The organism is Roseibium sp. (genome assembly GCF_965276855.1).
In the GTDB taxonomy this organism is placed as follows: Bacteria; Pseudomonadota; Alphaproteobacteria; order Rhizobiales; family Stappiaceae; genus Roseibium.
In genome coordinates this window covers 1,274,951-1,299,996 of sequence record NZ_OZ255700.1, presented here as the reverse complement: position 1 = coordinate 1,299,996, position 25,046 = coordinate 1,274,951, and the positions used below count along the sequence as shown (strand labels likewise).

The 25,046-nt window shown below is 55.9% G+C and carries 24 protein-coding genes and 1 tRNA gene; 19 read left to right on the top strand and 6 right to left on the bottom strand.

Annotated features, from left to right (window positions below; genetic code table 11):
* Positions 1 to 93: 93 nt before the first annotated feature.
* Entirely contained in the window at positions 94 to 1,377 is a 1,284-nt protein-coding gene (urtA, locus tag ACQY4Z_RS05985; protein WP_209002270.1) for an urea ABC transporter substrate-binding protein, read from the bottom strand.
* A gap of 389 nt (positions 1,378 to 1,766) precedes the next feature.
* On the opposite strand from urtA, the gene ACQY4Z_RS05980 reads away from it, so the two are divergent.
* From ACQY4Z_RS05980 to ACQY4Z_RS05965, 4 genes are all read left to right on the top strand, one after another.
* A complete protein-coding gene (locus tag ACQY4Z_RS05980; RefSeq protein WP_428527554.1) occupies positions 1,767 to 5,159 on the top strand; it encodes a hybrid sensor histidine kinase/response regulator in 3,393 nt (1,130 codons plus the stop codon).
* On the top strand, positions 5,152 to 6,060 hold the full coding sequence (locus tag ACQY4Z_RS05975) for a response regulator (protein ID WP_133947826.1): 909 nt from the start codon (positions 5,152 to 5,154) through the stop codon (positions 6,058 to 6,060). Before ACQY4Z_RS05980 ends, ACQY4Z_RS05975 begins: the two co-directional genes overlap by 8 nt.
* A 117-nt stretch (positions 6,061 to 6,177) precedes the next feature.
* A complete protein-coding gene (locus tag ACQY4Z_RS05970; RefSeq protein WP_428527552.1) occupies positions 6,178 to 7,206 on the top strand; it encodes an AraC family transcriptional regulator ligand-binding domain-containing protein in 1,029 nt (342 codons plus the stop codon).
* Between the two features lie 117 nt (positions 7,207 to 7,323).
* Positions 7,324 to 8,433 (top strand): acyl-CoA dehydrogenase family protein, encoded by a 1,110-nt coding sequence (locus ACQY4Z_RS05965; protein ID WP_428529726.1) that lies wholly within the window; start codon positions 7,324 to 7,326, stop codon positions 8,431 to 8,433.
* A gap of 71 nt (positions 8,434 to 8,504) precedes the next feature.
* On the opposite strand, the gene ACQY4Z_RS05960 is transcribed toward ACQY4Z_RS05965, so the two are convergent.
* Positions 8,505 to 8,801: an AzlD family protein gene (locus ACQY4Z_RS05960; protein ID WP_209172991.1), complete on the bottom strand. Its 297-nt coding sequence runs from the start codon at positions 8,799 to 8,801 to the stop codon at positions 8,505 to 8,507.
* Complete coding sequence (locus ACQY4Z_RS05955; RefSeq protein ID WP_428527549.1) at positions 8,794 to 9,546, bottom strand: AzlC family ABC transporter permease; 753 nt, start codon at positions 9,544 to 9,546, stop codon at positions 8,794 to 8,796. Before ACQY4Z_RS05955 ends, ACQY4Z_RS05960 begins: the two co-directional genes overlap by 8 nt.
* 140 nt (positions 9,547 to 9,686) lie before the next feature.
* On the opposite strand from ACQY4Z_RS05955, the gene ACQY4Z_RS05950 reads away from it, so the two are divergent.
* Both ACQY4Z_RS05950 and ACQY4Z_RS05945 read left to right on the top strand, forming a co-directional pair.
* Positions 9,687 to 10,235 carry a helix-turn-helix domain-containing protein gene (locus tag ACQY4Z_RS05950; protein ID WP_428527547.1) on the top strand — a complete coding sequence of 183 codons (549 nt, stop codon included), beginning with the start codon at positions 9,687 to 9,689 and terminating at the stop codon, positions 10,233 to 10,235.
* Positions 10,236 to 10,636: 401 nt separating this feature from the next.
* Positions 10,637 to 11,581, top strand: coding sequence for a phosphatase PAP2 family protein (locus tag ACQY4Z_RS05945; RefSeq protein ID WP_428527545.1), 945 nt, complete (start codon positions 10,637 to 10,639; stop codon positions 11,579 to 11,581).
* Positions 11,582 to 11,796: 215 nt separating this feature from the next.
* Here the strand turns inward: ACQY4Z_RS05945 and ACQY4Z_RS05940 are convergent, their stop codons facing one another.
* Together ACQY4Z_RS05940 and ACQY4Z_RS05935 are read right to left on the bottom strand one after the other, a co-directional pair.
* The gene (locus ACQY4Z_RS05940) at positions 11,797 to 12,771 is read right to left on the bottom strand and encodes a hypothetical protein (RefSeq protein ID WP_428527543.1); all 975 of its coding nucleotides are present in this window, start codon (positions 12,769 to 12,771) and stop codon (positions 11,797 to 11,799) included.
* 218 nt (positions 12,772 to 12,989) lie between these two features.
* Positions 12,990 to 13,064 (bottom strand) — tRNA-Thr (locus tag ACQY4Z_RS05935).
* Between the two features lie 395 nt (positions 13,065 to 13,459).
* Between ACQY4Z_RS05935 and ACQY4Z_RS05930 the strand changes: the two genes are divergently transcribed.
* The 4 genes from ACQY4Z_RS05930 to ACQY4Z_RS05915 all read left to right on the top strand — a co-directional run bounded on the left by ACQY4Z_RS05930 (position 13,460) and on the right by ACQY4Z_RS05915 (position 16,705).
* Positions 13,460 to 13,639: a hypothetical protein gene (locus tag ACQY4Z_RS05930; RefSeq protein ID WP_428527541.1), complete on the top strand. Its 180-nt coding sequence runs from the start codon at positions 13,460 to 13,462 to the stop codon at positions 13,637 to 13,639.
* Positions 13,640 to 13,789: 150 nt separating this feature from the next.
* On the top strand, positions 13,790 to 15,079 hold the full coding sequence (gene murA / locus ACQY4Z_RS05925; RefSeq protein ID WP_428527539.1) for a UDP-N-acetylglucosamine 1-carboxyvinyltransferase: 1,290 nt from the start codon (positions 13,790 to 13,792) through the stop codon (positions 15,077 to 15,079).
* Positions 15,080 to 15,172: 93 nt separating this feature from the next.
* Positions 15,173 to 15,886, top strand: a complete 714-nt coding sequence (locus ACQY4Z_RS05920) for an imm11 family protein (protein WP_428527537.1) — start codon at positions 15,173 to 15,175, stop codon at positions 15,884 to 15,886.
* A gap of 255 nt (positions 15,887 to 16,141) precedes the next feature.
* Positions 16,142 to 16,705 carry an imm11 family protein gene (locus tag ACQY4Z_RS05915; RefSeq protein WP_428527535.1) on the top strand — a complete coding sequence of 188 codons (564 nt, stop codon included), beginning with the start codon at positions 16,142 to 16,144 and terminating at the stop codon, positions 16,703 to 16,705.
* 103 nt (positions 16,706 to 16,808) lie between these two features.
* On the opposite strand, the gene ACQY4Z_RS05910 is transcribed toward ACQY4Z_RS05915, so the two are convergent.
* Positions 16,809 to 17,288: a DUF3124 domain-containing protein gene (locus tag ACQY4Z_RS05910; protein WP_428527533.1), complete on the bottom strand. Its 480-nt coding sequence runs from the start codon at positions 17,286 to 17,288 to the stop codon at positions 16,809 to 16,811.
* A gap of 259 nt (positions 17,289 to 17,547) precedes the next feature.
* Here ACQY4Z_RS05910 and ACQY4Z_RS05905 point away from each other — a divergent pair, with 259 nt between their 5' ends.
* From ACQY4Z_RS05905 to ACQY4Z_RS05865, 9 genes are all read left to right on the top strand, one after another.
* A complete protein-coding gene (locus ACQY4Z_RS05905; protein WP_428527531.1) occupies positions 17,548 to 17,988 on the top strand; it encodes a DUF2948 family protein in 441 nt (146 codons plus the stop codon).
* 50 nt (positions 17,989 to 18,038) lie between these two features.
* Positions 18,039 to 19,334 (top strand): histidinol dehydrogenase, encoded by a 1,296-nt coding sequence (gene hisD, locus ACQY4Z_RS05900; protein ID WP_428527529.1) that lies wholly within the window; start codon positions 18,039 to 18,041, stop codon positions 19,332 to 19,334.
* Positions 19,335 to 19,364: 30 nt separating this feature from the next.
* On the top strand, positions 19,365 to 19,868 hold the full coding sequence (locus ACQY4Z_RS05895; protein WP_133953037.1) for a UPF0262 family protein: 504 nt from the start codon (positions 19,365 to 19,367) through the stop codon (positions 19,866 to 19,868).
* 53 nt (positions 19,869 to 19,921) lie between these two features.
* Complete coding sequence (locus ACQY4Z_RS05890) at positions 19,922 to 20,326, top strand: arsenate reductase ArsC (RefSeq protein WP_235812932.1); 405 nt, start codon at positions 19,922 to 19,924, stop codon at positions 20,324 to 20,326.
* A gap of 117 nt (positions 20,327 to 20,443) precedes the next feature.
* A complete protein-coding gene (infA, locus tag ACQY4Z_RS05885; RefSeq protein ID WP_006939340.1) occupies positions 20,444 to 20,662 on the top strand; it encodes a translation initiation factor IF-1 in 219 nt (72 codons plus the stop codon).
* Between the two features lie 41 nt (positions 20,663 to 20,703).
* The gene (locus ACQY4Z_RS05880; protein WP_428527525.1) at positions 20,704 to 21,330 is read left to right on the top strand and encodes a Maf-like protein; all 627 of its coding nucleotides are present in this window, start codon (positions 20,704 to 20,706) and stop codon (positions 21,328 to 21,330) included.
* A complete protein-coding gene (gene yacG / locus ACQY4Z_RS05875; RefSeq protein ID WP_420338455.1) occupies positions 21,330 to 21,584 on the top strand; it encodes a DNA gyrase inhibitor YacG in 255 nt (84 codons plus the stop codon). Before ACQY4Z_RS05880 ends, yacG begins: the two co-directional genes overlap by 1 nt.
* A gap of 278 nt (positions 21,585 to 21,862) precedes the next feature.
* Positions 21,863 to 23,470: a bifunctional metallophosphatase/5'-nucleotidase gene (locus ACQY4Z_RS05870; RefSeq protein ID WP_428527523.1), complete on the top strand. Its 1,608-nt coding sequence runs from the start codon at positions 21,863 to 21,865 to the stop codon at positions 23,468 to 23,470.
* A 201-nt stretch (positions 23,471 to 23,671) separates the two neighbouring features.
* Positions 23,672 to 25,039: a tetratricopeptide repeat protein gene (locus ACQY4Z_RS05865; protein WP_428527521.1), complete on the top strand. Its 1,368-nt coding sequence runs from the start codon at positions 23,672 to 23,674 to the stop codon at positions 25,037 to 25,039.
* The last annotated feature ends 7 nt before the right edge of the window (positions 25,040 to 25,046 follow it).

The following is a 25,046-nucleotide window of genomic DNA, read 5'->3' as shown; positions in this document are numbered from 1 at the left end:
AGGGGGCAACAGGGGATCACCTGTTCTTGGCGACTGGGAAGAAAACGGGACGGGCCCCCATCAACGCCCGTCCCGCATATTCCAGCTCTTAACTTAGGAGCCGGATCCACCGCATTTGCCGGTTACGGTGTTGAAGTTGCCGCAGGACAGCGGAGCGCGCCAATCCGCGATCAGGTCCTTGGAGCCTTCCAGATAATCCGACCAGGCATCGCCGACAACGAGGCCGGAGGTTTCCCAAACGGTTTCAAATTGGCCGTCGTCCTGGATCTCACCAATCAGCACCGGCTTGGTGATGTGGTGGTTCGGCATCATGGCAGAGTAGCCGCCGGTCAGGTTCGGAACGGACACGCCAACGATCGCGTCAATGACAGCGTCCGGATCTGTGGTGCCGGCCTTGTTGACAGCCTCAACCCACATGTTGAAGCCAATGTAATGGGCTTCCATCGGGTCGTTGGTCACACGCTCTTCGTCACCGACAAAGGCTTGCCAGGTTTCGATGAACTCTGCGTTTGCATCAGTGTCGGCGGACTGGAAGTAGTTCCAGGCTGCCAAGTGGCCGACGAGCGGGGCGGTGTCGAGGCCGGCGAGTTCTTCTTCACCTACGGAGAAGGCAACAACCGGGATGTCTTCAGCTTTGATACCGGCGTTGCCGAGTTCTTTGTAGAACGGAACGTTGGCATCACCGTTGATGGTGGAGACCACGGCGGTCTTTTTGCCAGCTGACCCGAAGGCTTTGATGTCCGACACGATCGTCTGCCAATCGGAATGACCGAACGGCGTGTAGTTGATCATGATGTCTTCTTCGGCAACACCCTTGGACTTGAGGTATGCTTCAAGGATCTTGTTGGTCGTACGCGGATAGACGTAGTCGGTACCTGCCAGAACCCAGCGCTCGACGCCTTCTTCGTTCATCAGGTAATCAACAGCCGGAATGGCTTGCTGGTTCGGCGCAGCACCGGTGTAGAAGACGTTGCGCTGGGATTCTTCGCCTTCGTATTGAACCGGGTAGAACAGAAGAGAATTCAGCTCTTCAAAGACCGGAAGAACGGATTTGCGGGAGACGGACGTCCAGCAGCCAAAGACCGCATCAACACCGTTCACTTCGATGAGCTCACGCGCCTTTTCGGCAAACAGCGGCCAGTCGGAAGCCGGGTCTACGACAACGGCTTCGAGTTTCTTGCCGAGAAGGCCACCCTTCTTGTTCTGCTCTTCGATGAGCATCAGCATGGCGTCTTTCAACGTGGTTTCGGAAATCGCCATCGTGCCGGAGAGCGAGTGCAGAATACCAACCTTGATGGTTTCCTCAGCTGCGGCACCGCCGATCATGGTGGACGCCATCAGGCCGCCCAGCATCAGTTGCTTGAATGTCTTGGTCATTGACTTTCCCCTCTTGAGTGACGTCACCAGCCCCCATGCCGGTGCGAGGCGGCTGGAAGGAGTGCCGCTGTCGGAGAAAGATCGTGCGGTGGTTTGCTGCGGTGCGGTATACGTCAATTGACGTAAGTTGCCGGTCGCTGTCGTCTAAGATTCTGAATTTATGAGTGAAATTTTGCGAGTTGTCGCGTGGACTGCTCAGGCAGGGAAGGTAACCCGACAAAATCACTTCTATCACCCTATCTGCAGATTGGCGGTGGCTGCTTCCTCTCAAAGGGCTGGCGCAAAACTTGCTCTGCTTCATCAAAACGAAAAAATGCGGAGCGCAAGTGGGGAATGGAGGCTCGGATCTGCCTGCAGAAAGGGCGACTGCCTATTATTGAGGCGGCTCAGTGACGGCGCGCCAACGCATCGTGCCGATCCGGCGCCAGTATAACAAATGGGTCAACAATCAGACCCTTGAGGATTATGCGCTCCGGTTCACCGCTAAGGGCGCACGGAAATTCTCATCTCGTGCCATCTCCCAAACGGCCATTGGGGCCATCTCTTTCCTTGCTCTGGAAGCGATCGGTGGAGCGATCACGCTCTCCCACGGCACGGCGAATGCCTTTATCGCTATTTTCGTCGGAAGCCTGGTCCTTTTGATCGTCGGCCTGCCGATAAGCCGGTATGCGGTCCGTTATGGCGTGGACATAGATCTTCTGACCCGCGGGGCAGGGTTTGGCTATATCGGATCAACAATTACATCGCTGATCTACGCCAGTTTCACCTTTATTCTCTTCGCGATCGAAGCCTCGATCATGTCGGGAGCCTTGGAGTTTGCCTTCGGAATTCCGCTTTGGCTCGGCTACATCATCAGCGCGGTTGCGGTCATTCCGCTTGTCACCCATGGAATCACCTGGATCAGCCGGTTTCAGTTGGCGACCCAGCCCTTCTGGATCATCCTGAACATTCTGCCCTTCGTCTTCATTCTGTTCACGGACTGGCAGGCGCTGGGCACCTGGCTGAGTTTTTCCGGCATTGATCCGGCAACTGGTGCGCCAAAAGCCGCACAAAGCGGCTGGGACAGCATCAGTCTGATCAGCTTTGGCGCAGCATCCGCCGTGATCCTCGCTTTAATGGCACAGATCGGAGAGCAGGTTGATTTTCTGCGGTTTTTGCCGGCCACTGACCATGGCAGGAAACGTCACAGGCTGGCAGTATTCCTCGCTGGGCCCGGTTGGGTCATTCTCGGTGCACCGAAGATGATCGCCGGGTCGTTCCTCGCGGTTCTTGTCTTGTCCCACGGTGTTCCGGTCGAGCATGCGGACGACCCATCGAGAATGTACACCGTGGCGTTCGGATATATGATTCCGAACGAAACCGTTGTGCTGTTGTTGATGGCGGCCTTTGTTGTTGTAGCGCAGCTCAAAATCAACGTGATGAATGCCTATGCAGGCTCGCTTGCCTGGTCGAACTTCTTCTCCCGTCTGACCCATTCGCATCCGGGCCGGGTTGTTTGGCTGGTGTTCAATGTGGTTATCGCGCTTCTTTTGATGGAGCTGGGCATCTACCGGATGCTGGAGGAAACGCTTGGCGTTTTCTCAATCATCGCAATGGCCTGGCTTTCAGCCATCTCGGCTGATCTCTTCATCAACAAACCTCTCGGTCTTTCCCCGCCCGGGATCGAATTCAAGCGAGCGCATCTTTATGACATCAACCCTGTCGGCACCGGTGCGATGCTGCTTGCCGCGGGTTTGGCGCTCGCCGCCCAGTTCGGCTATTTCGGTGAGGTGGCTGCAGCTCTCTCGACCTTCCTTGCCATGGTTATTGCGTTTGTTGCCGCGCCTCTCATCGCCTGGGCGACCAAGGGCCAATACTACCTTGCGCGCAAGCCGCGCAAAAGTTGGCAGGCGCGAGATCACATAGCCTGTTCCATTTGCGAGAATCCTTTTGAGCCGGAAGATATGGCGTACTGTCCCGCCTATCAGGCACCGATCTGCTCCCTGTGTTGCTCGCTGGATGCCAGATGTCATGATTCCTGCAAACCCAAGGCGCGCCTGAATTATCAGCTCGGGTCGGTGGCCGGTGCAGTGCTGCCTGTGCCGGTCATGGAGATGTTTCAGACACGGCTTGGCCGGTATGCCCTGACGGCCGTCTTCGGTATCGCTGCAATTGGAGCTGTGCTCTGGATCATCTATGCCCAAGCCGTCAGCCGCCTTGGAGATCCAACCGGGATTTTGGGCGAAATCGTCGCCTTGATCTTCTTCGTCTTCGCAATCGCGGCTGGTATCGCGTCCTGGTTCCTGGTGCTTGCGCATGACACCCGCCATGTGGCTGAAGAAGAATCCGCTCGCCAGAACGCTCTGTTGCAGAAGGAAATTGACGCTCACAGTGTCACCGATGCCGCGCTTCAAAAGGCCAAGGAAGACGCGGAAGCTGCCAATCTTGCGAAAAGCCGCTATGTGGTCGGCCTCAGCCATGAGCTGCGAACGCCTCTCAACGCAGTTCTCGGTTATGCGCAGGTTTTGGAACGGGATGAAGCGCTGCCGACAGCCCGCAAACCGGCGGTGACGACCATTCGGCGAAGCGCCGAGCACTTGTCCGGCTTGATAGACGGATTGCTGGATATTTCACGGATTGAGGCCGGCCGATTGCAGGTCTATTCGAATGAGATCAATTGCCACGAGTTCCTTGATCAAATCGTTGACATGTTCCGAATGCAGGCGAAAGCAAAGGGACTGGACTTTCATTTCGAACGGGCTGACAACCTGCCGGTGATCGTGCGCACCGACGAAAAGCGTCTGCGTCAAATCCTGGTCAACCTGTTGTCGAACGCCATCAAGTTTACGAACGCTGGGCACGTGTCCTTCGCCGTGACCTATAGGTCGCAAGTTGCGAGCTTTGTGGTTGAGGACAGCGGCCCCGGCATCCCCCTCAATGAACAGGCAAAAATCTTCGAACCCTTCGCGCGCAGTGCAACTCAGGAGACCGACAGAATCCCGGGCTTGGGGTTGGGGCTCACGATTACAAAGCTGCTGACCGAAACGCTGGGCGGGGCCGTTGCCCTATCCAGCACAGAGGGGCAAGGCTCTAGGTTTGAAGTCCGGCTGATGCTGGCTGCAGTCGATAAGCCTGTGACCGCTGTCCGCCGCGAAAAACGGATCAGCGGCTATGTCGGCCCACGCAAGACGATTGCGGTGATCGACGACAACCCGGATCATCGGGCACTGGTACGCGATATCCTCGATCCAATTGGCTTTGTTGTTCTCGAGGCGGCGAGTGCCAACCAGTGTGTTGAAGTTGTCTTACCCCTCAAACCGGACCTCTATTTTGTAGACATCCTTATGCCCGTGACAAACGGCTGGGAGCTGGTCAAGGATTTGCGGATGAAAGGGGAAACAGCCCCGATCATTATGCTGTCGGCCAATATCGGCGATCAGGCGCTGAAACCGGAAGGGCCAACCAATCACACTGCGTCGCTCGCCAAGCCGTTTGATATTCACCAGCTGCTCGATCTCATCCAACAACATACGGGTGTCGAATGGAGCGAACATGCGCAGGTGGAATCAGAGTTGGCACTTTCTCAAAGCTCTGGATTGACGTCGCCGGGAGGGCGCCACGTTGCCGATCTCATCAATCTCGCTGAAATTGGCTATGTTGAGGGGATTGAGGCGAAGTTGACGGAGCTGACCGAAGACCCGGTCAACGAGCCGCTGGTTCGCGCGCTGCAGGAGCACCTGAGCCGGTTCGATTTTGAAGGGTACAAGGATGTGTTGAACGGATTGGAGAGGCAGGATGGATAACCGCCGCGACACCGTTCTTGTGGTTGACGACAGCCCGGACTCCCTCGGCTTTGTGACAGAAGCTCTGAAAAAGACCGGCATCGCTGTCCTGGTTGCGACCAGTGGTGAAGCAGCTCTCTCCATTTGCGAGCGGGTAACCCCGGACACAATCCTCATGGATGCAGTGATGCCGGGGCTCGACGGGTTCGAAACCTGCCGGAAACTGAAGGAAAACCAGGGCCTTCAACATGTTCCTGTGATCTTCATGACGGGGCTTTCGGAGACCGAGCACATCGTAAAGGCACTGGATTGCGGCGGGGTCGATTTTCTCACCAAGCCCATTGATGTTGATGAACTGAAGGCCCGGATCAAGGTGCATTTGCGCAATGCCCGATCCGTTCAGAGTGCGCATGTTGCAATGGATGCCGCCGGGCGCCACCTGGTTGCCGTCTCCTCTGAAGGGGCGATCCTTTGGACCACGCCCCAGATTCACACCCTTTTGGCGCGGACCGGCGCTGCAGATGCAACGCTTTTTCAGCTGGGCCGTGCGCTTGGCGAATGGCTTGAGAGCAGTGCAGATGCGCCACGGCGCGGCAGCTTTATGTTGGGACTGTCTGAAGAATTGGCCGTCCAGCTCTATCCTCTCGGCCGCGTTGGGCCGGATGAGAATCTCTTTCGCGTGACGGCGGAAGACGAGGAGGGGCAAGTACGGGCGCTGCAGGTCGAGTTTCAGCTGACCCAGCGCGAAGCAGAAGTCCTGATCTGGATTGCCAAAGGCAAGTCCAACAAAGATATTGGCGAAATCCTGAACCTGAGCCCACGGACAGTGAACAAGCACCTTGAGCAGATTTTTGTAAAGCTCGGGGTCGAGAACCGCGCCTCCGCCGCTGTCCGGGCTGCAGAGGTCATGTTCGCGCTCTAAGTTTCCAGATCCGAAAACCACGCTTGACCCGCCAGTTGGGGCAGCGGGATGGACATTTATGGCTGTTTCTGGCACGCAAGGTAATCGTAATTGACATAAACTTACAAATCGCGGGTTATGACAACTGCATATTCAGGTCTGGTGAGCAATCTTCTGCAAGGCTATGCCGAGGCTGGTTACAGTCAGGCTGATGCACTCACCGCGGCCAAGCTTGAGTGTTTGTCGGATGCGCCGACAGCGCAGGATTTTATCCGCCTCAGCCGCGCAATCTCCCTTCAGATGAACGACGAGTTCGCCGGGCAGCTGGAGCGGCCGCAGCGCATTGGCACGCTGGCACTGATGGCAGAACACGCTTCCCGCGGACAGACGGTCGGTGGCGCGTTCTCGCGGCTGGCGGAATTCATGAACATGCTGGACAACACGTTCACTGTGACATTTTCCACTGCCGGTTCAGAGTGCCGGTTTCAGCTCGAGCGCACGACCCCAGCCTTTCCGAAGTCGGAATTTGGTATTGAGGCTATATTGGTGTTGATGCACCGGCTGACGGGCTGGCTCGCCGGTAAATGGGTGCCGCTGTCGTCGGTCTGGTTCGACTATCCACGACCGGCCTGGGCGTCAGGCTGCGGCGAACTCTTCCCCGGCGCACGTTCTTCGTTTTCCTCTGAAAACAGCGGCTTTTCTATGCCGGTTGATGTTCAGGCATGGCCTTTACACCGGAGTGAGGAGGCCGCCGTTGCCTGGGCCCGGCGCACGCCGATGGATGCCTTCATGCCCGTGGCTTTGCTTCAAGATGTGTCGCAAGAAGTGGCGGGGCTGATTGAAGCGGCGATCGTTGAAAACAGGCCATTGCCGTCCATGGATGAACTTGCCAGCCTACTTGAGGTGCCGGTCTACACGCTGCGACGACGTTTGAAAAAAGAAGGTGTCTCACTTCCAGATATCCGACTTCAGGTCAAGCGGGACCATGCCCGTGCGATGCTGGCGGAAACAGACGAGAGTATCGAAGCCATCGCGCTGCGCCTCGGATTCAGTGAGACCAGCGCTTTCATTCGTGCCTTCAAGGAGTGGACTGGCGTGACGCCACGAACATACCGGCAATCCGGACGTCTTCAGGTTCCTGTGCCGGGTCATCGCACATTCAGATAGAAATTGACAAAAAGTAACAAGTGCGCCACCTTTCCGTAAACGTAAGAATTGGACCCTTGGGAGGTTATCGTGTCTGTTTTTGCCGCCACCGCATCCTGGCCTCAGGAAGAGCACCACATGTTTTACGATTCAGCGTCTCGTTTGCTGGATGATGAAATGGTGCCGAATATCGAAAAGTGGAACGATCAGGGTGTCGTTGACCGCGAGTTTTGGACCAAAACCGGTGAGGCCGGAATTCTGGGCGCTGCGCTTCCCGAAGAGTTTGGTGGCGCCGGAGCCCCGATCAGCTTTGATGCGGTGACGGCCTACCTCCAGGGGCGCAAGGGCGAGAGCAGCTGGGGTTTTTCCATCCAGTCGATCGTCAATCACTATGTTGCAGCTTATGGCACGGACAGCCAGAAAGAGCGCTGGCTGCCGAAGCTTGCCTCCGGCGAATATGTCGGTGCGATTGCCATGACCGAACCCGGCACCGGGTCCGATCTACAGAGCGTCAAGACGTCAGCCGAGCTTGTCGGCAATGAGTACGTGCTGAACGGGTCGAAGATTTTCATCACCAATGGCCAGACTGCAGACCTGATCATTGTTGTTGCCAAGACCGATAAGACCAAGGGCTCCAAGGGCGTCTCCCTCCTTGTTCTAGAAACTGAGGGCGCAGATGGGTTCACGCGGGGCCGAAACCTGAAAAAACTCGGCTGCAAGGCGAACGACACATCCGAGTTGTTCTTCGAAGACGTGCGGGTCCCCCCAGAGAACCTTTTGGGCGGCGAAGAAGGGCAGGGCTTTTATCAGCTGATGAAGCAGCTGCCCTGGGAACGGCTGATCATTGCATGTCTGGCGCTGGGCGTGATCGACTTCGCGATCGATGAGACGGTTCGCTACGTTCAGGACCGCAAAGCCTTTGGTCAGCGCGTCATGGACTTTCAGAACACGCGGTTCAAGCTGGCCGAGTGCAAGACCAAGGCGGAAGTGCTGCGCAGTTTCGTGAATGACTGTATTGCGCGGATGGACGAGGGCACGCTGGATGCGGCAACGGCATCCATGGCGAAATACTGGGGTACGCAAGTTCAGAACGAGATCGCCAACGAATGCCTGCAGCTGCATGGCGGCTATGGCTATATGATGGAGTATCCGATTGCCCGCATCTATGCCGATTCACGGGTGCAGATGATTTATGGCGGCAGCAATGAGATCATGAAAGAGCTGATCGCCCGGTCCATAGACGTCTGATCGGCTGCAGCGGCACCAAGTAATACAGTTAGCGGCCGGAGGGATCTTTCCTCCGGCCGTTTTTCAGTGCGTTAGAGCCCAAGGCTGCGAAGGGCCACGACACTGAAGATCCCGGCCGAAACGCTGATGATCAGGGAAAAACGCAAAGTCAGAACGCCTGCCAGGATGATCGCGATGGCCTCCGCGGGGCCCTCCGTCGTTGCGGCGGGGGCTACCAGCGCGGTGAGGACGGCCACCGGGACGGCATCGAGCGCAGCTTCCGCGCGGTGATGAAGCGCACCAAACCGCGACAGAATCAGATGCCCGCCGGTTCTTGTGAGGTAAGTGGCCAGGGCACACAGGCAGATGATCAGAACAGTGTTATCCATGGGACGCCTCTCCTTTCGGACGGCTGAGTAGGGCGGCTGCGGCAAGGCCGCAAAGGCCGCCAATCGTGATGTGCCAGGGACTGCCGATCGTGTGGAAGGCGAGGGTTGAGGCGGCTGCACTGACCACCAGGATCATTCCGAACCCGCGGCGGGTGTGAAAACCGGCGACAAGACCAGCGAAATAGATCGGAAGCATCACATCGAGACCGAAGGCGGCCGGATCTTCAATCAGCGACCCGAAGGCAGCGCCAAGGCAGTTGGACGTGATCCAGACGACATAAATTGCAGCTGCGAACGAAAAGTAATAGGCGGGCCGGAGGCCATCCCGCCCCGCGCGCCGCTCGGCTGCTGCATATTGCGGATCAACCAGAACGAAAAAAGCCAGTGCCTTCTGCAAGGTCGTAAACTTGCTCAAATGCCGGCCGACGGCGGCCGAATAAAGCACATGCCGGAAGTTCACCGCAAAGACCGTTAAAACGATGGACCAGGCAGGCACGCCCTGGCCGAGCAAATCCAGCATAACGAACTGACTTGCCCCAGCGTAAATGGACATCGATGTCAGCAGAAGCTCGCCAAAGGTCAGTCCGTTCTCCAGCGCAATAGCGCCGAATACGGCTGCAAACGGGGCAACGGCAAACAAGATGGGCAGGGCATCCCGGATACCGTCCGAAACATCGGATCGGAAGGTACTGGTTGGTTCGCCTGCGAAGTCGGGCATTCCGCCGTCATTGCGTGTCATGCTCATAAGTGTCGCCTGAGAGGTGCTAATTCGAAAATGATCGTTCGATATAAGGAACGCAGTTTGAATAAATGAACGATTGGATGGCGTTTGTCAAATCGAACACATGAGTGTTAAAACGAACGAATAACAAGAGACCACGCGACATGACACCGATCACCCTCATTGCAAAAGCCATTCAACGGGAAAGATTGAAAGCCGACATGAGCCTGTCTGCGCTCGCAAAGACCGCCGGGCTCGCAAAGTCGACCTTGTCCCAGTTGGAGGCGGGGCAGGGCAACCCGAGTGTTGAAACGCTTTGGGCGATCGCGAGTGCACTCAATATCCCGTTCAGCTTCCTGTTTGAGACGGGTACGACGGATAAAACACTCATCCGGGCCGGGGAGGGGGATCCGGTCGCCTCGGAAGCGGCCGGATTTACCGCTGTCCTGCTGGCAAATTGCCCGCCTGGCCGCCGCCGCGATCTTTACCGGACCAGCCTTTCCGGCGGTGCGTTGCGGGCAGCTGAGCCGCATCCCGCAGGTACGATCGAACATGTATTCGTTGCAAAAGGCGAGATCCGCATTGGCCCCGCAAACGAACCGGAAACCCTCTCAGAAGGGGACTATTTCCGGTTCCCCGGCGACATCGCTCACAGTTATGAAGTCCTCTCCGAAGAGGCTGTCATTCTTCTGGTGATGGAAAGCCCGGTGTAAGGGTGCTGATATGGTTGGTTTTTGTAGAAGTCTGTCAGTTTTGAGAGGGCGATTGAGTGAAGCCTGCTTGGCAGTAATCCCACTTCAGATACGGATCTGTTCATTCACTAAGGTGGAAGGAAATCGGCTATAAAATTGATTTCTCGATGATTTAATTATAAATGACAATATGTATTCAGAAATTATTTATACCTATGAGGGAATTATCTGTATTCAGATGCGATAAAGCAAGCTAGTTTTGTTTAATCTTTGCGTTTTCGAGAGGTTCTCTTTTCATGCGAATGGATCAGTTTTTGAGGTCCAGATTCTCAGTATCATTTAAGAAATTTAGATTTTTTGATAAGTTATTGATAATATTGAGAATTATTACAAATAAAGAGTGTTTTGGTAAGGTTAGATTTTTGGTTTATCTATCCTTTTTCACAAGTTGCTTTTTGATTGAATTAATAAGTCAATTGCGTGGAATAGAGATAGTCTATGGATCATTTTATCCATTTTGGAAATTGGCGTTATTGTTTTACTTTGCGTCAATTACTTTGTTTGTATTCGGAAAACAAATACCTGCAATGCTATGTGAGTGTATTGCGCTCGTTGTTGCATTTATCACACCTGTCTTCGTGTCCACGTTTCTCGCAATTTCAATGGGTTATCCGATAGTTGATGACTGGTTGATGGCCGCAGATGCAAGGTTAGGATTCGATTGGGTCGCATATATATATGAAATTGACAAACATCCACTTTTGATTGATTTCCTCAAAATCATGTATGATATTTTTTATCTCCTGATCCTGTTAGTGCCGTTATTGCTTGTTGTTAATCGGGATGTTGGTCGAGCCTACGGATTTATTTTCGGATTTGGATTTCTTTGCTTTTTATCTAGTGTAATATCGATTTGGTTTCCGGCGAAGGCTGCATTTTATTCATACGGTGTACTTCCGGAGGACCTGGAGAACATGGTTCCGTTAGTCGGTTACGGGTTTCTGGAGCAATTTAATATTGCATATTATGGTAATCTCACCCAGATCTCTATCGATAATTTGTCAGGAATACTGACGTTTCCGTCCGTGCATGCAGGCGTGGCATTTTGGGTTATCTGGTCCGCAAGACGGCTTCCGTTCCTTGGTGTGCCTATTGGCTCGATTTCATTCTGTATGGCTGTTTCCGCGATTTCCCACGGAGGTCATTACTTGATAGATATAGTGGCTGGTTTTGGGGTGGCATGTCTGACTGCAATAGTTGTGTGGACACTATTTTTGCGAGAACGGCCGACTCTTGATGAGTATCATGAACCGAGCTGGAAAACTCCCCAAAGCGTTCTGCTTCGGACGAACGCTCAAACCCGGTAGCGGACCAGTAGGCTTTGAGACGATACAACAGTATTTTTGATGCAGACGAACGGGAAACCCGCTCAGAAGGGATTATTTCCGCTTCCCCGGCGATATCGCCCACAGCTATGAAGTCCTCTCCGAAGAGGCCGTCATACTTCTGGTGATGGAAAATCCGGTGTGAGGCTCCTGATGGCTCCAAACCCACATTCAGGTTCCGGTCTGGGCGAAGCCGACTAAAGCAGTCCCCAGTCCCGGCCTTCTGCAAGACCAAACATCAGCATATGGCTGAGCGGATCGATCCCGGCATTGGCCACATCCGGGTTTGCGTTCAAATAACGATCCCCGTTGAAGTATTCTGAGGGGCTTCTTCCCTCGCGCCATCCGTGATCCAGGTAGTGCGTAAGCGGGTTGATGTCCGCCGCGGCGACATCCGTGTTCTGTGCCAAATACCAGTCCGTATCGAACCAGCCATTGGGGTCACGGTTCTCCCGCCAGCCAAAGGTGTTGTAATGCGCCGATCCGTCCAGCTGGGCGGCGGCCACATCATCGTTTTCTCGAAGGTAAAACACCTCATCAACACCGGCATCCAGAACAGCGGATGCCCTGATCCCTGATCCCTCAACCAGCCCCGTCTCTTCGCAGTGATTTGTGCCTTCGGGATTGGTGAAATTGAACCCTGTGAAGCCAAGGCATTTCAGTTCAAGTTCAGCCTCTTCAAGATATTGCAGCACCGGGTTGCCATCGGTGGGGCCTGTAGCGACATAATCAAACACCTCGCCACTTGCCAGCAGCGATGTGCTGGAGGTTGTTGCGCCCAAGGTTTTGAGACCATTTAGAGTCAAGACGGCAGTCAGGAACTCCCATTCTGCACGGGTTGTCTGATCGTATTGATAGAGGATCGCGTCACGGATCGGTGCCATGATCGCGAGGGTGCGAGCGTATTCAATGGTGTTAGGATCTGTGATTGGCGTATCCGACAGCACAAGTCGCTCGCCTCCCGAGAAGGGAGCTGCGGCAGCGGACTTCACATTGCCGCTGCTGTCGGTGACCTGATTGTATCCGTAAGAGATGAGGCTGGTATCAAGTTGGTGTTCGCCGCCTTCAAAGATCAGCGGCTCGCCCGTACGGGCGCTGATCAGGCCAAAGGCCCAAAGCCCGGAAAGATCTGTCGCGGAGAGGAGGGAAGCTTTCGGTTCCAACAAACTCATCTCGCGGCACTCCCAAATGATCATCCTTCTTGGGAACGTTGAACAACGCTGCCCTCGGTCAGGATCCTACATCATTGACCACGTAAAGCCCATGAGATCCAAAAAAGACGCTTTATGGACCTGCGTGGAGACTTTTTCGCAGAGGTGATCGTGCGCAGTTGAACGTTCCTGAAGCCGCTTCGATCACTATGCGCGTTGGTATGTAGATCGCTAGAAAATGGTGCTGCCGGAGAGATTTGAACTCTCGACCTCTCCCTTACCAAGGGAGTGCTCTACCCCTGAGCTACGGCAGCATCGTTTGGGGACCAATTTCTGGTCAACCCAGCGTCGGCAAAACAAGTGTTTTGGGACGTAAGTGCTGGCCCCGAGCAGCGTGGCCGCCCGGAATGAGGGGGCTTTTGCCATAAGCGGTCCGGGGACGCAAGCGCCGTTTGCGATTTTTTTCAGTCTATCTGGAAGAGCGGAGGATCCACGGTTTGGTTTTCATCGGCAATGCCGCCGATCCGTTCAGATTTCCTTGGTTGCGGGGCTGTGGATATTTTGCTGAATGGCCCTTTTTGTACCGGAGCCAGTCCGGTCAGGTGTCATTTGCGCGCAGCGTCTCGGCGGACATCTGGTCTATTGGCCTTTGACCCGGCGTGCGGACCCTTGATAGGTTACGATCCTCTTTCAATATACAAGCCAAGCCATGAGTGAAAAAGACAAGCCGAGCCAAGATGTTGCGGATGCAGTATCTGAGAAAGCCTCAACCGCGAAATCAAGCGGTGCGAAGACCGCACCTCAAAGCCGCGAGGACCGGCTTGCCGAAGCCCTGCGCGCAAATTTGCGGCGGCGGAAATCGGCTGCGCGCAAATCCAAGGCGGATTAAACCTGCCGTAACGTGCCAACAGCTTGCGCCATCGGCGAGACTGCGCCGATTGCCTGCCTTGCAAGGGCCATAAGTTGCGTGTAGATCGCACCTCTTAGATAAGAATTCTTGGGAACGCCGCGGATTTGCGGCTTGGGTTCGGGGAAAAACATGGACAGCATCAAAGTCACCGGCGGCGCGGAGCTGAACGGCATCATACCGATTTCCGGCGCCAAGAACGCCGCACTGCCCTTGATGATTGCGTCCCTGTTGACCGACGAAACCCTGACGCTGTCGAACGTGCCGCGCTTGCGCGACGTTGCCCAGCTGATGCAGATCCTCTCCAACCATGGCGTTGACTATTCGGTCAACGGCAAGCGCATCGGTCAGGACGATCTGGCTGGCCAGACCCTGAACCTGACAGCCCGTGAGATCGTGGACACGACGGCGCCTTATGAGCTTGTGTCCAAGATGCGCGCCAGCTTCTGGGTGGTCGGTCCTTTGGTTGCCCGGATGCACGAAGCCCGCGTTTCACTGCCGGGCGGCTGTGCGATCGGCACACGGCCGGTGGACTTCTTTATCCAGGGCCTTGAGGCTCTCGGTGCGGACATTGAAATCGAAGGCGGTTATGTTGTTGTGAAGGCACCGGGCGGTTTGACCGGCGGCCGGGTCGAATTCCCGCGTGTGTCTGTCGGCGCAACCCACACCATCATGATGGCCGCGACCTTGGCGAAAGGCGAAACCGAAATCGTCAATGCCGCCCGCGAACCGGAAGTGGTTGATTTGGCCCGCTGTCTGAAGGCGATGGGGGCCAAGATCGAAGGCGAGGGGACTTCGACCATCCGCATTCAGGGCGTCCCGCGCCTGCATGGCGCGCACCATGCCGTGGTCCCGGACCGGATCGAAACCGGCACCTATGCCATGGCTGTTGCCATGACGGGCGGTGATGTTCTGCTGCAGGGCGCGCGGACCGACCTGTTGGAAAGTGCTTTGGATACGCTTCGCCAGACCGGTGCTGAAATCACCGCGACTGATGACGGTTTGAAGGTCTATCGCAACGGCAACGGAATTCAGCCGGCCGATGTCACCACAGAACCGTTCCCGGGCTTCCCGACCGATCTTCAGGCCCAGTTTATGGCCCTGATGACCAAGGCCGGCGGCAAAAGCCGGATCACGGAAACGATTTTCGAAAACCGCTTCATGCACGTTCAGGAGCTGGCCCGTCTTGGCGCCCAAATCGCGATTGATGGCCGCACGGCCACAGTCGAAGGCGTCTCTACCCTGCGCGGCGCGCCGGTGATGGCAACGGACCTTCGCGCGTCCGTGTCGCTTGTGATTGCCGGACTGGCAGCGGAAGGCGAAACCACCGTCAGCCGCGTCTATCACCTAGATCGCGGCTTTGAGCGCCTTGAAGACAAACTCACCCGCTGCGGCGCCCAGATCCAACGGATTTCCGGGTAGGACGTACCGGAACAGGCGGACAGTCCGGCTGCGCCGCCGCCCCGGCCGGGAGCAGGCCGCGCCACCTTTGGCAAACGCGGGAGGGCATGAGGCATGGCTTATTGTTTTGACTTCAAGTCCAACGACTTTCTCCAAGTACTCTTTGACATGGAAGCATTCAGGAAAGAATGCGCAGAAGTTCGGTCCCTCTCACCACTTCCAGATTTCTTTCAAGGCGAGAAAATCGATCCGGCGATCGCTCCCAAACGCATCATTCAAACTTCGAAACACAAGAGTTGGACCTGTTTTCATTCACCGGCAGGCGTCATGATGGTCTGCCAAGCCTTCAAGGACATTGTCGATCAACTGGAACCGGATGTGCATCAGTTTTTCCCGGTTGAAGCCGTGAAAAAAGATGGGTCACCAGCCGTTGACAGTCAGTTTTACTTCTTGAATGTCCGTCAGCGGTTTGAAGCGATCCTGTTTGAGAAATCAACGCTCAAATGGAAGACTTTGCAGTCCGGTGGACGTACCTTAACCATGCCGTACGAGACCGGCGGCCACAAGCGTATTTATACTTTGAGCAAGCCTGAAGTGGCTGGGCGGCATATGTGGCGCTCCTCCTATATCAGACATACGCGGGTCTTCTATTCAGATGAGTTAACAGAAGCGGTTAGAGCTGCGAAGCTGGATTCCGTCTTGCAGTGGCATCATGCACCGGAGGTCGATGAGCCCTGGATCCCGGAAGACAACCTTAAAGCAGAAATGCTCGAAAGATACCGGGTCCTCGGACCCTGGGGCGGAATTTGGCCAAAGCCCGCAGATTAGAATTTGAACTTGTAAGGACTGATTTGAGATGAGCGGTATTTTTATGAGCACTGTCGTCCCGGACGCAGCGGAGCGGAGATCCGGGATCCACTCGTTCCAGGAGTTTTGCGCGTGAAACTGACCCGTTGCGGCGAGCGGACATGTGAGTGGATCCCGGCGCAAGGCCGGGACGACACCTTGGGACGTCAGCCAAGGTGTGCGTGCCCACGGCACACAGGCCGCGCCACCTTTGGCAAACGCGGGAGGGCATGAGGCATGGCTTGGCTTGTGGCTATGGTGAATGAAGAATTCGGTTTGGAAGAAAAATGGGGGCCCGAAGGGCCGCGTCGTATAGGAAACCTATCTCACTCTGATCCAAGGTTCACAGATCGTGATGTTCCTGGTCGAGTAACGCTTGACAGAGATGTTTCCGATTGCGCCCGGTTTGTACTGTCTCTAGGCGGCGGTGAGTGGATCGTGTCCCAACGGTTCAAGGATCTCGTCGAAAGCCTTGAGCCAGGGGTTCATAATTTCCTTCCTACTGAGTTGATCTTTTCCAAAGGGGCTCCGGCAAGGGAGCCCTACTATTTCCTGCAACACGGGCAGGATTTTGATTCCGTTATGCTGAATAGATCTCGTTACAAGGAGATCGAGAAATACGATGGTGGCAAAGCATTCATTCTAAAACGCGCTAATCATTCCATTGTAATGGACAGATCTCACACACAGAGCATCCACTTATGGAAAGAAAAAAAGCGAGTTATCGCGACTTTTTTCTATCGGATGAGCTTTTCGGAAAAATCACTGAATTGGGCTATCGCGACTGTTTTCAGCCGCTGATTTGCGACGAGGTATTTTTATGAGCCCTGTTGTTCTTGCGCCTGTTTGAGGAAGCGGTTCGGGTTGCGGCTCGCTGAAGGCCAAACTCAGCGCCTAGCTTTTCCTACTCAGCCACCGTCCGGCTGATGACGCGCCCGCGGGAGGTGAAGGATGGCCCAGGGGTTCCGGGTCCCGTCACCATGATCGCTTCGGTGAGTGGGCTTAAGGCGCCCTGGTCGGCCGACCATTCCACGAGGAAGTTTGCGCCGACACCGCCGGTGGTGTCGTTGCTGGGCACGAGGAAACTGGCAGAGCCCAGCGGTTCCAGGCGCAGCGGCGCGTCCAGGATGCTTTTCAGGAGCTTGCCGTCTTCACCGTGATAATCGACTTTTGTCACGGTTAGTGGGGTCTGCGGATCGACATTGTGTACGGTCAGCGTTGCCGCCAGGAGTTCCGACCGGTTCGGGAAGGAAAAGATCCTGGAGTAGGCCGGCACATAAATCGTTTCTGCGAAGGCTTTTGTCAGATCATCGGCCCAAGCTGGTGGCGCTGGTGCAGCGTTCATCAACACGGCGAGGGCGAAAAGTCTTGCAGTGAGTCGCATGGTCCGTCTGTTCCTGTCTGTCTTCTGAATATGTTGCAGGAATGGTCAAGAATGAGAAGAGCTGATCTTGTTGCTGGTTCCATCTGAAGTGCCCATTCGAGTAGATCGACGGCTAATTCCCACCTGTCCGTGACTGAAACGACTGTTCCTTTGTTGCCATTCTAAAAAATCCCGGCTAGGTCATCAGCCTTGGAGTTGGCGCGGGGAACCCTACATTTGAGCCGCGACACCACGACAAACGGACACTTGTTTGAGCACCATGGATCAATTGAAACTTGCCGCTTTGGATGAGGAAGACCTGCAGGTTCTTTCCGCCCATGTTCAGGACGCTGTGATCACAATTGCGGATATCCGGTATTTGCCCAAGGAAAAAAGGGCCGTGTTCGTCATGAACCGGTTCGTCTGGGACAAGAAGGCCGACAAGCGAAGCAAGGAACATGAGCGCCGCCGGTCCGCATTTGCGGTCTCGCGTGTTACCGGCATGAAATCCCAGAAAATTCAGCAGGAGGCCAAGGACGTGGTGCTGGAGCTGCTGGCGGTCACGTTCAAAGCGGGCGGCGAAGCTCCGGCCGGTCAGATTGAGCTCGCCTTTTCCGGTGGATCCAGCATCCAGCTGGACGTCGAGTGCATCGAGGCCCAATTGTCTGATCTGGGGGCTGCCTGGTCGACACCAAACCTGCCGCAGCACGACCTTACCTGAATATACAAGATTTGCTGGCACCTTGAGTGCCAATCGAGATGGAGAGTTGCGTGGTTCAACGCCTCACGAATACCAGCGCTGATTTTGAAGCCCGTTTCGTCGATCTTCTGGCCGGCAAGCGGGAAGCGTCGGAAGATGTCGATCAGATCGTCCGGGATATTCTTGAAGATGTTCGAAAGCGCGGCGATCAGGCTGTTCTGGAATACACCGCGAAATTCGACCGCCTGAATGCCGTTAAAATGACGGACCTCAGGGTCACGCAAGTGCAGATCGACGCGGCGGTTGCTGAAGTGCCGGCAGAAACGCTGGACGCTCTGCAGTTGGCGCATGACAGGATTTTTTCGCACCACAAACGTCAGCTCCCGGCAGATGATCGCTACACCGATCCGATCGGGGTTGAGCTTGGCTCCCGCTGGACGGCGGTCGAGGCAGTTGGGGTGTATGTGCCCGGTGGATTGGCAAGTTACCCAAGTTCTGTCCTGATGAATGTCGTTCCGGCCAAGGTTGCCGGCGTTGAGCGCATCGTCATGGTCGTGCCGAGTCCGGATGATGTATTGAACCCGCTTGTTCTTGCAGCGGCCAAGATCGCTGGTGTTTCCGAAATCTACCGCATCGGCGGCGCGCAGGCTGTGGCCGCCCTGGCCTTCGGTACGGAAACCATCCAGCCGGTTGCCAAGATTGTCGGGCCGGGCAATGCGTTTGTCGCCGCCGCCAAGCGCCGCGTGTTCGGCACGGTTGGCATCGACATGATCGCCGGTCCGTCCGAAGTTCTGGTGATTGCCGACAAGGACAGCAACCCGGACTGGATTGCTGCCGACTTGCTGGCCCAGGCTGAACACGATCCAGTCGCACAATCCATTCTGATCACGGACGATGCAGAGCTCGCAGATCATGTTGCCGGCGCGGTTGAGCGTCAGCTGAAGACATTGCCGCGCGAAGAGGTGGCCCGTGCCAGCTGGCAGGATTTTGGCGCGATCATCTTGGTCGACAGCCTCGACAATGCGATGCCGCTCGCGAATCGCCTGGCGCCGGAACATCTGGAACTTGCCGTCGAAGACCCGGAGCAGCTTCTGGACAAGGTCCGCAATGCGGGCGCCGTGTTCATGGGCCATCACACGCCGGAAGCGATCGGTGATTATGTCGGCGGGTCCAATCACGTGTTGCCAACAGCAAGATCGGCCCGGTTTTCCTCTGGTTTGTCGGTACTGGAGTTTGTCAAACGCACGTCAATTCTCAAGTGCAACGCAGAAAACTTGCGTGCGCTTGGTCCTGCCGCTATCGCTCTAGGTGAAGCGGAGGGCTTGTCGGCGCATGCGCGGTCTGTTTCCATCAGACTGAACATGTAGGCAGGGTGTTCTGAGAAAGGCTTTGACAGCATGAGCGATGCACAATCGGAAAGTTCTGCGGAAACAGCGGGCGGCCGTTTGGTGGACGTGGTGCTGGACGAAGCCTCGATTGCACGCTCCACACCGGAAGTGGAGCATGACCGCGCCGTCGCCATCTACGATTTGATCGAGGAAAACTGTTTTCAGCCGGTCGGACATCCAGTTGCGAAATTCGTTCTGAACCTGTCGGTCATTGAGAAAAAGCTCGTCTTTCAGATCCAGACCGAAGACGACCAGCCGGTGGTCACCCACGTTCTCTCACTCACCCCCTTGCGAAAGATCGTCAAGGACTACGATCTCATCTGCGAGAGCTATTATGAGGCGATCCGCCACGCGACTCCCAGCCAGATCGAGGCTATCGATATGGGCCGCCGCGGCGTGCACAATGAAGGCTCCACGATCCTGATGGAGCGTCTTCAGGGAAAAATCGAGGTGGATATGGCGACCGCCCGGCGGTTGTTCACCCTCGTCTACGCCTTGCACTGGAAGGGCTAAGGTCTGTGGCCGGGCCGGACCTGCGTCCGACTGCGGTTTTGTTTGCGTGCGGAATGAACTCCGTGCGCTCCCCCATGGCCGAAGCGTTGACGCAAAAGCTGTTCCCTGGACAGATCTATGTAAAGTCGGCCGGGGTGCGTGCCGGTAAACTCGATCCCTTTGTGGATGCAGTGATGGCGGAGATCGGCGTCGACATGAGTGCACACCGCCCCAAGAGCTATCTCGAGCTCGAAGAGAGCGGCTTTGATCTCATTGTGACGCTTGCTCCAGAGGCGCACCACTGGGCTCTCGATCTGACCCGGACCGATGCAGTTGATGTCGAATATTGGCCCACCATGGATCCGACTTTGGCAACCGGTTCGCGGGAGCAGATCCTCAATGAATACCGTGCAGTGCGGGACATGCTGATGATGCGGATCAAGAAACGGTTGAACTGGACACCCCCGCCGAGCGGATGATAAAGCGGCGTCTAACATCGCTTTGGGACCGATGCGAAAGAATGGTTCACATTCTGAGCCTAATCGGCTAGGTTCCGCGGCACCTGCGGGCAAGGCCCGCCATAATCAGGATATCAAATGGCCAAAGAAGAAGCTCTGGAGTTCCCGGGCGTCGTGACAGAACTGTTGCCGAACGCGACGTTCCGCGTAAAACTTGAAAACGATCATGAGATCATCGCACATACGGCTGGACGTATGCGCAAGAACCGTATCCGCGTTCTGGCGGGCGACAAGGTTCTTGTCGAAATGACCCCCTATGACTTGACCAAGGGTCGGATTACCTACCGCTTCAAGTAAGCGGCAGGTCGCCTTGCGCCGGCAGGAAAGCACGTGCATCCATGACGAATGCCCCTCAGTTGATCCTGGCGTCCGCCTCCCCGCGCCGTCTTGCGCTGCTGCAGCAGGTCGGGCTGGAACCGGATCATCTGCTGCCCGCTGATATCGACGAGACCCCGAAGAAGTTCGAAACGCCGCGGGCGTTGGCCTTGCGTCTTGCGCGAGCCAAAGCTGAAGCTGTGCTTGAGGTCGCCAAGAACACCGATGCCATGAAAAGCGGCGTTGTGCTTGCCGCAGATACGGTGGTCGGTGTCGGACGGCGGATCTTGCCCAAGGCCGAACTCACCGATCAGGCCGTGATGTGCCTGTCTCTGCTGTCCGGCAGGGGGCATCGGGTGTTCACCGGCGTTGCCGTTGCAGAACCGACCGGGAAAATGCGGACGAAGCTTGTCGAAACGCGTGTCCGGTTCAAACGGTTGTCCCGCCAGGACATGGATGACTACATTTCCTCAGGAGAATGGCGCGGCAAAGCAGGCGGGTACGCGATCCAGGGGCTTGCAGGCAGCTTCGTGGTCAAGCTTGTCGGGTCCTACCCGGCGGTTGTTGGATTGCCGCTGGCGGAGACCGTGAATCTTTTGCAAGCAGCAGGCTACCCTGTCCATGCAAACTGGACGACTGCAGGAGCGTAGTGCTGGGCGACGTTTCGTCGACGATGGATGCGCTTCAGGAGGGGACCACATTGACTGAAGAAAACGGCAATAAACCGCAGCGCCGGATGCGTCCGTGCCCGATATGCTCAAAGCTATCCACTCCGGAAGACTACCCGTTCTGCTCTGATCGCTGCGCCAAGATTGATCTGAACCGGTGGTTCTCCGAAGGGTATTCCATCCCGGTCGTGGAAACCGATGATCTGGACGACGAGGAGTTTCCGGATCGCGGCTAAGGCCGGGGAGCGTTTCGGTCTGAATACCTAACGGTCTAATCTGCAAAAATATTTATCTGGCAAAATTTTTTTCACATTCCGTCACGTCCTCTATTGCTCCTGTCATAAAACTGCACCAAGATTTCCAGACACCGGCGATCCGGCTCTCGGGAAAGCGCTCCGGCGTCTGCTCATTCATGAGTGGGAAAGTACGAATGCTCATCCTGGGAAGGCACGGCAGGTGAAGGTCCGGCAGAAAGCCTGACCTCAAGAACAATCTATCCAAGGGCGAGTATCAAATGAACAACCATCTTCTGAGCGCCGCAGTGTTGTCGCTGACGACCGCATTGTCGACTGCGGCATTCGCCGATTATTCCCTGACCATCCTTCACACCAACGATGTTCATTCACGCATTGAATCGATCAACAAGTACGATTCCACCTGTGATGCTGAATCCGAAGCTGAGGGAAAGTGCTTTGGGGGCGTCGCCCGCATTAAGTCCATGGTGGATGAGCGCCGCGATGCGTTGTCAGACGAAGGCAAGAACTTCGTCGTAGTTGACGCAGGCGATCAGTTCCAAGGCTCGCTCTTCTATACGACGTACAAAGGAGCAGCAGCGGCCGATTTCATGAACGGTATCGGCTATGATGTGATGGCGGTCGGCAACCATGAATTTGATGATGGTCCGTCTGCACTGGCTGCTTTCCTGGACAAGGTCGAGTTCCCGATTATCTCCGGCAATCTTGATCTTGAAAATGAACCCCTGCTCAAGGGCCGCATCCCTGCCACATTGGTGCTGGAGCGCGGCGGCGAGAAAATCGGCTTCGTCTCGAGCCTTGCCGAAGATACGGCAGAAACCTCTTCGCCAGGCGCCGGCGTTAAATTTCTGAACTCAATTGAGTCCCTGAAAGCCCAGGTCGCAGAGCTGGAAGCTGCCGGGGTCAACAAGATCATCGCGCTGACCCATGAGGGCCTGTCGATGGATGCGAAAATTGCTGCCGCGGTTCCGGGCATCGACGTCATCGTTGGCGGTCATTCGCATACTCTCCTTTCCAACACCCAGGACAGGGCCTCCGGTCCTTATCCGGTCATGGTCAAGAACCCGGACGGTCAGGATGTGCCGATCGTTCAGGCCTATGCCTACAGCAAGTTCCTGGGCGACCTTGTTGTGACCTGGGACGACGATGGCAACGTGATCAAGGCTGAAGGGGAGCCGATCCTTCTAGACGCGTCTGTGGAACCCGATGCAGAGTTTATTGCGCGCATTGGAGAGCTGGCGCAGCCGCTGGATGAAATCCGCAACGAAGTTGTCGCCGAAGCGACCGCGGCGATCGGCGGTGAGCGCAGCGTCTGCCGGGCTGACGTCTGCGAAATGGGCGTTCTTGTGACCGAGGCCATGCTGGACCGTGTGAAGGATCAGGGTGTTCAAATCGCAATCCAGAATGGCGGTGGTTTGCGCGCATCGATTGACGCCGGTGAAGTCACCATGGGCGAGGTCCTGACGGTTCTACCTTTTCAGAACACGCTAGCAACCTTCCAGCTCAAAGGGACGGATGTGGTGTCGGCTCTTGAAAATGGAGCCAGTCAGATTGAAGAAGGCGCAGGCCGGTTTGCCCAGGTTGCAGGCCTGAAATACACGATCGACAAATCGCAACCGGCCGGTCAGCGTGTCTCAGACGTCATGGTGCTTGAAAATTATGCCTTTGTGCCGATTGATCCGGAAAAGGTCTATGGTGTCGTGTCGAACAACTACATGCGCGGCGGCGGCGATGGGTATGCGATTTTCGAAACCAACGGCATGAATGCTTACGATTTCGGTCCCGATCTTGCCGATGTGGTGGCCGCTTACCTCGGAAAGCAGAAAAGCTACAACGCCTATACGGATGACCGCATCACTGTGAAGTAAAGTCAAACGATCTGAGGCCCTTTTCGCGCCGGCTCTTCTGGGGAAACTCAGGGCCGGCGTTTTTGTTGTTGAGTTCGGGGAGTGAGGTGCCGCTGCGTTCAACAGGTTAATTGGACTTGTGGTCCGGACTCATATACGTGTGGTAACGTACTGTTAAGAATTTGAAATCGGTGATGGAAAACCAGAACGTGGTTCCCAGGCATGCGTTTGACGTCTGATACGATACTTTGTCTGGTGATAACGGCCGGTCTTCTGTTTTCCTCTGCAGTTGCCGAGGCGCAGGAAGCCGACATTAGCAGCCAGCCGGAAATGTCTGCAGATGCATTGCTTGCGCGGCAAACCGTGCTTCTGGCAAAGATGCTTGAGCGCCCGGCCGACCTCGATATTGCCTTCGAATATGCCACGGTTTCCGTGATGGTCGGTGACTACGAGGCTGCGATCTCCACCTTTGAACGCATGCTCATCTTTGCGCCGAACCTGCCACGCGTGAAGCTGGAACTGGGTGTCCTCTACTACCGGCTGGGATCGTTTGAAACGGCGCGCTACTATTTTCAGTCGACGCTGGAGACCCCGAATGTGCCGGAAGAAGTCCGGCAGCGGGTCGAAACATATCTGTCCGCAATCGCGTCGAAACAACAGCCCACCCAGTTCCGCGCCGATGTCATCATTGGTGCCCGCTATCAGTCTAATGCCAACGCCGCCCCTGGCGGGCGCCGCGTCACTTTGAACGGCAGGGACTTTATCCTCGACGATACCGCGACGGGTCAGCCTGATATAAATGCGTTTGTCGCTGGCCGCGCCTATGGGTCCTATGATCTTGGAACCCAAGGAGACCTCATCGAAACTGATGTGGTGTTTTATGCCGCGCGATTTGCTGATCAAGTGCGGCTCGACACTGGTCTTGCAGAAATCACTCTCGGTCCCTCCTTCAACATGGCGCGCTTCAACTTTGATGATGTGCAACTTGGCATTTACGGCGTTGCTTCCGGCGTCCGGCTGAACCACGCGAACTACAATGGCGCGCTGGGCGTTGGAACCCGGCTGGTCGCCCGGCCGGACATTCAAACGGAAATCAATGCGAAGCTGGAGTGGCGTCAGCGCTGGTTCAACGACACGTCCGAGTACCCGACGGTGTCCGACCGGAACGGATACTTCGTGCAATTCGCCTCCAAGATCTCACGCCAATTGACCAAGGGCTTGCAGATGCGGGTTCTGGCGCTTGCGGATTTTGAGGAAACCCGTATCAAATCGCAACAAAGCTGGGAGGCCGGCGGCGGGATAGGGGCGACCTACCAGTTCGCATCCCCCGTCAAACAACTGCCGCATCTATGGTCGATTGATCTGGAAGCGGGATACATTTACCGCGCCTATGACGAACCGGACCCGTTGGTGAATGCCGCGGTCAAACAACGGGACCATGAGGGATGGCTGCGCGCGGCGCTGAATGTTCCGCTTAAATACAACGTGTCGGCGGGGCTCGTCGGCGAGGTCCGGAGGCAAAACTCCAACTATGACCTCAGCAGTTACTCAAACGTCTCCGCAATGTTTTCGTTGCGAAAAGCATTCTGACAGGGAG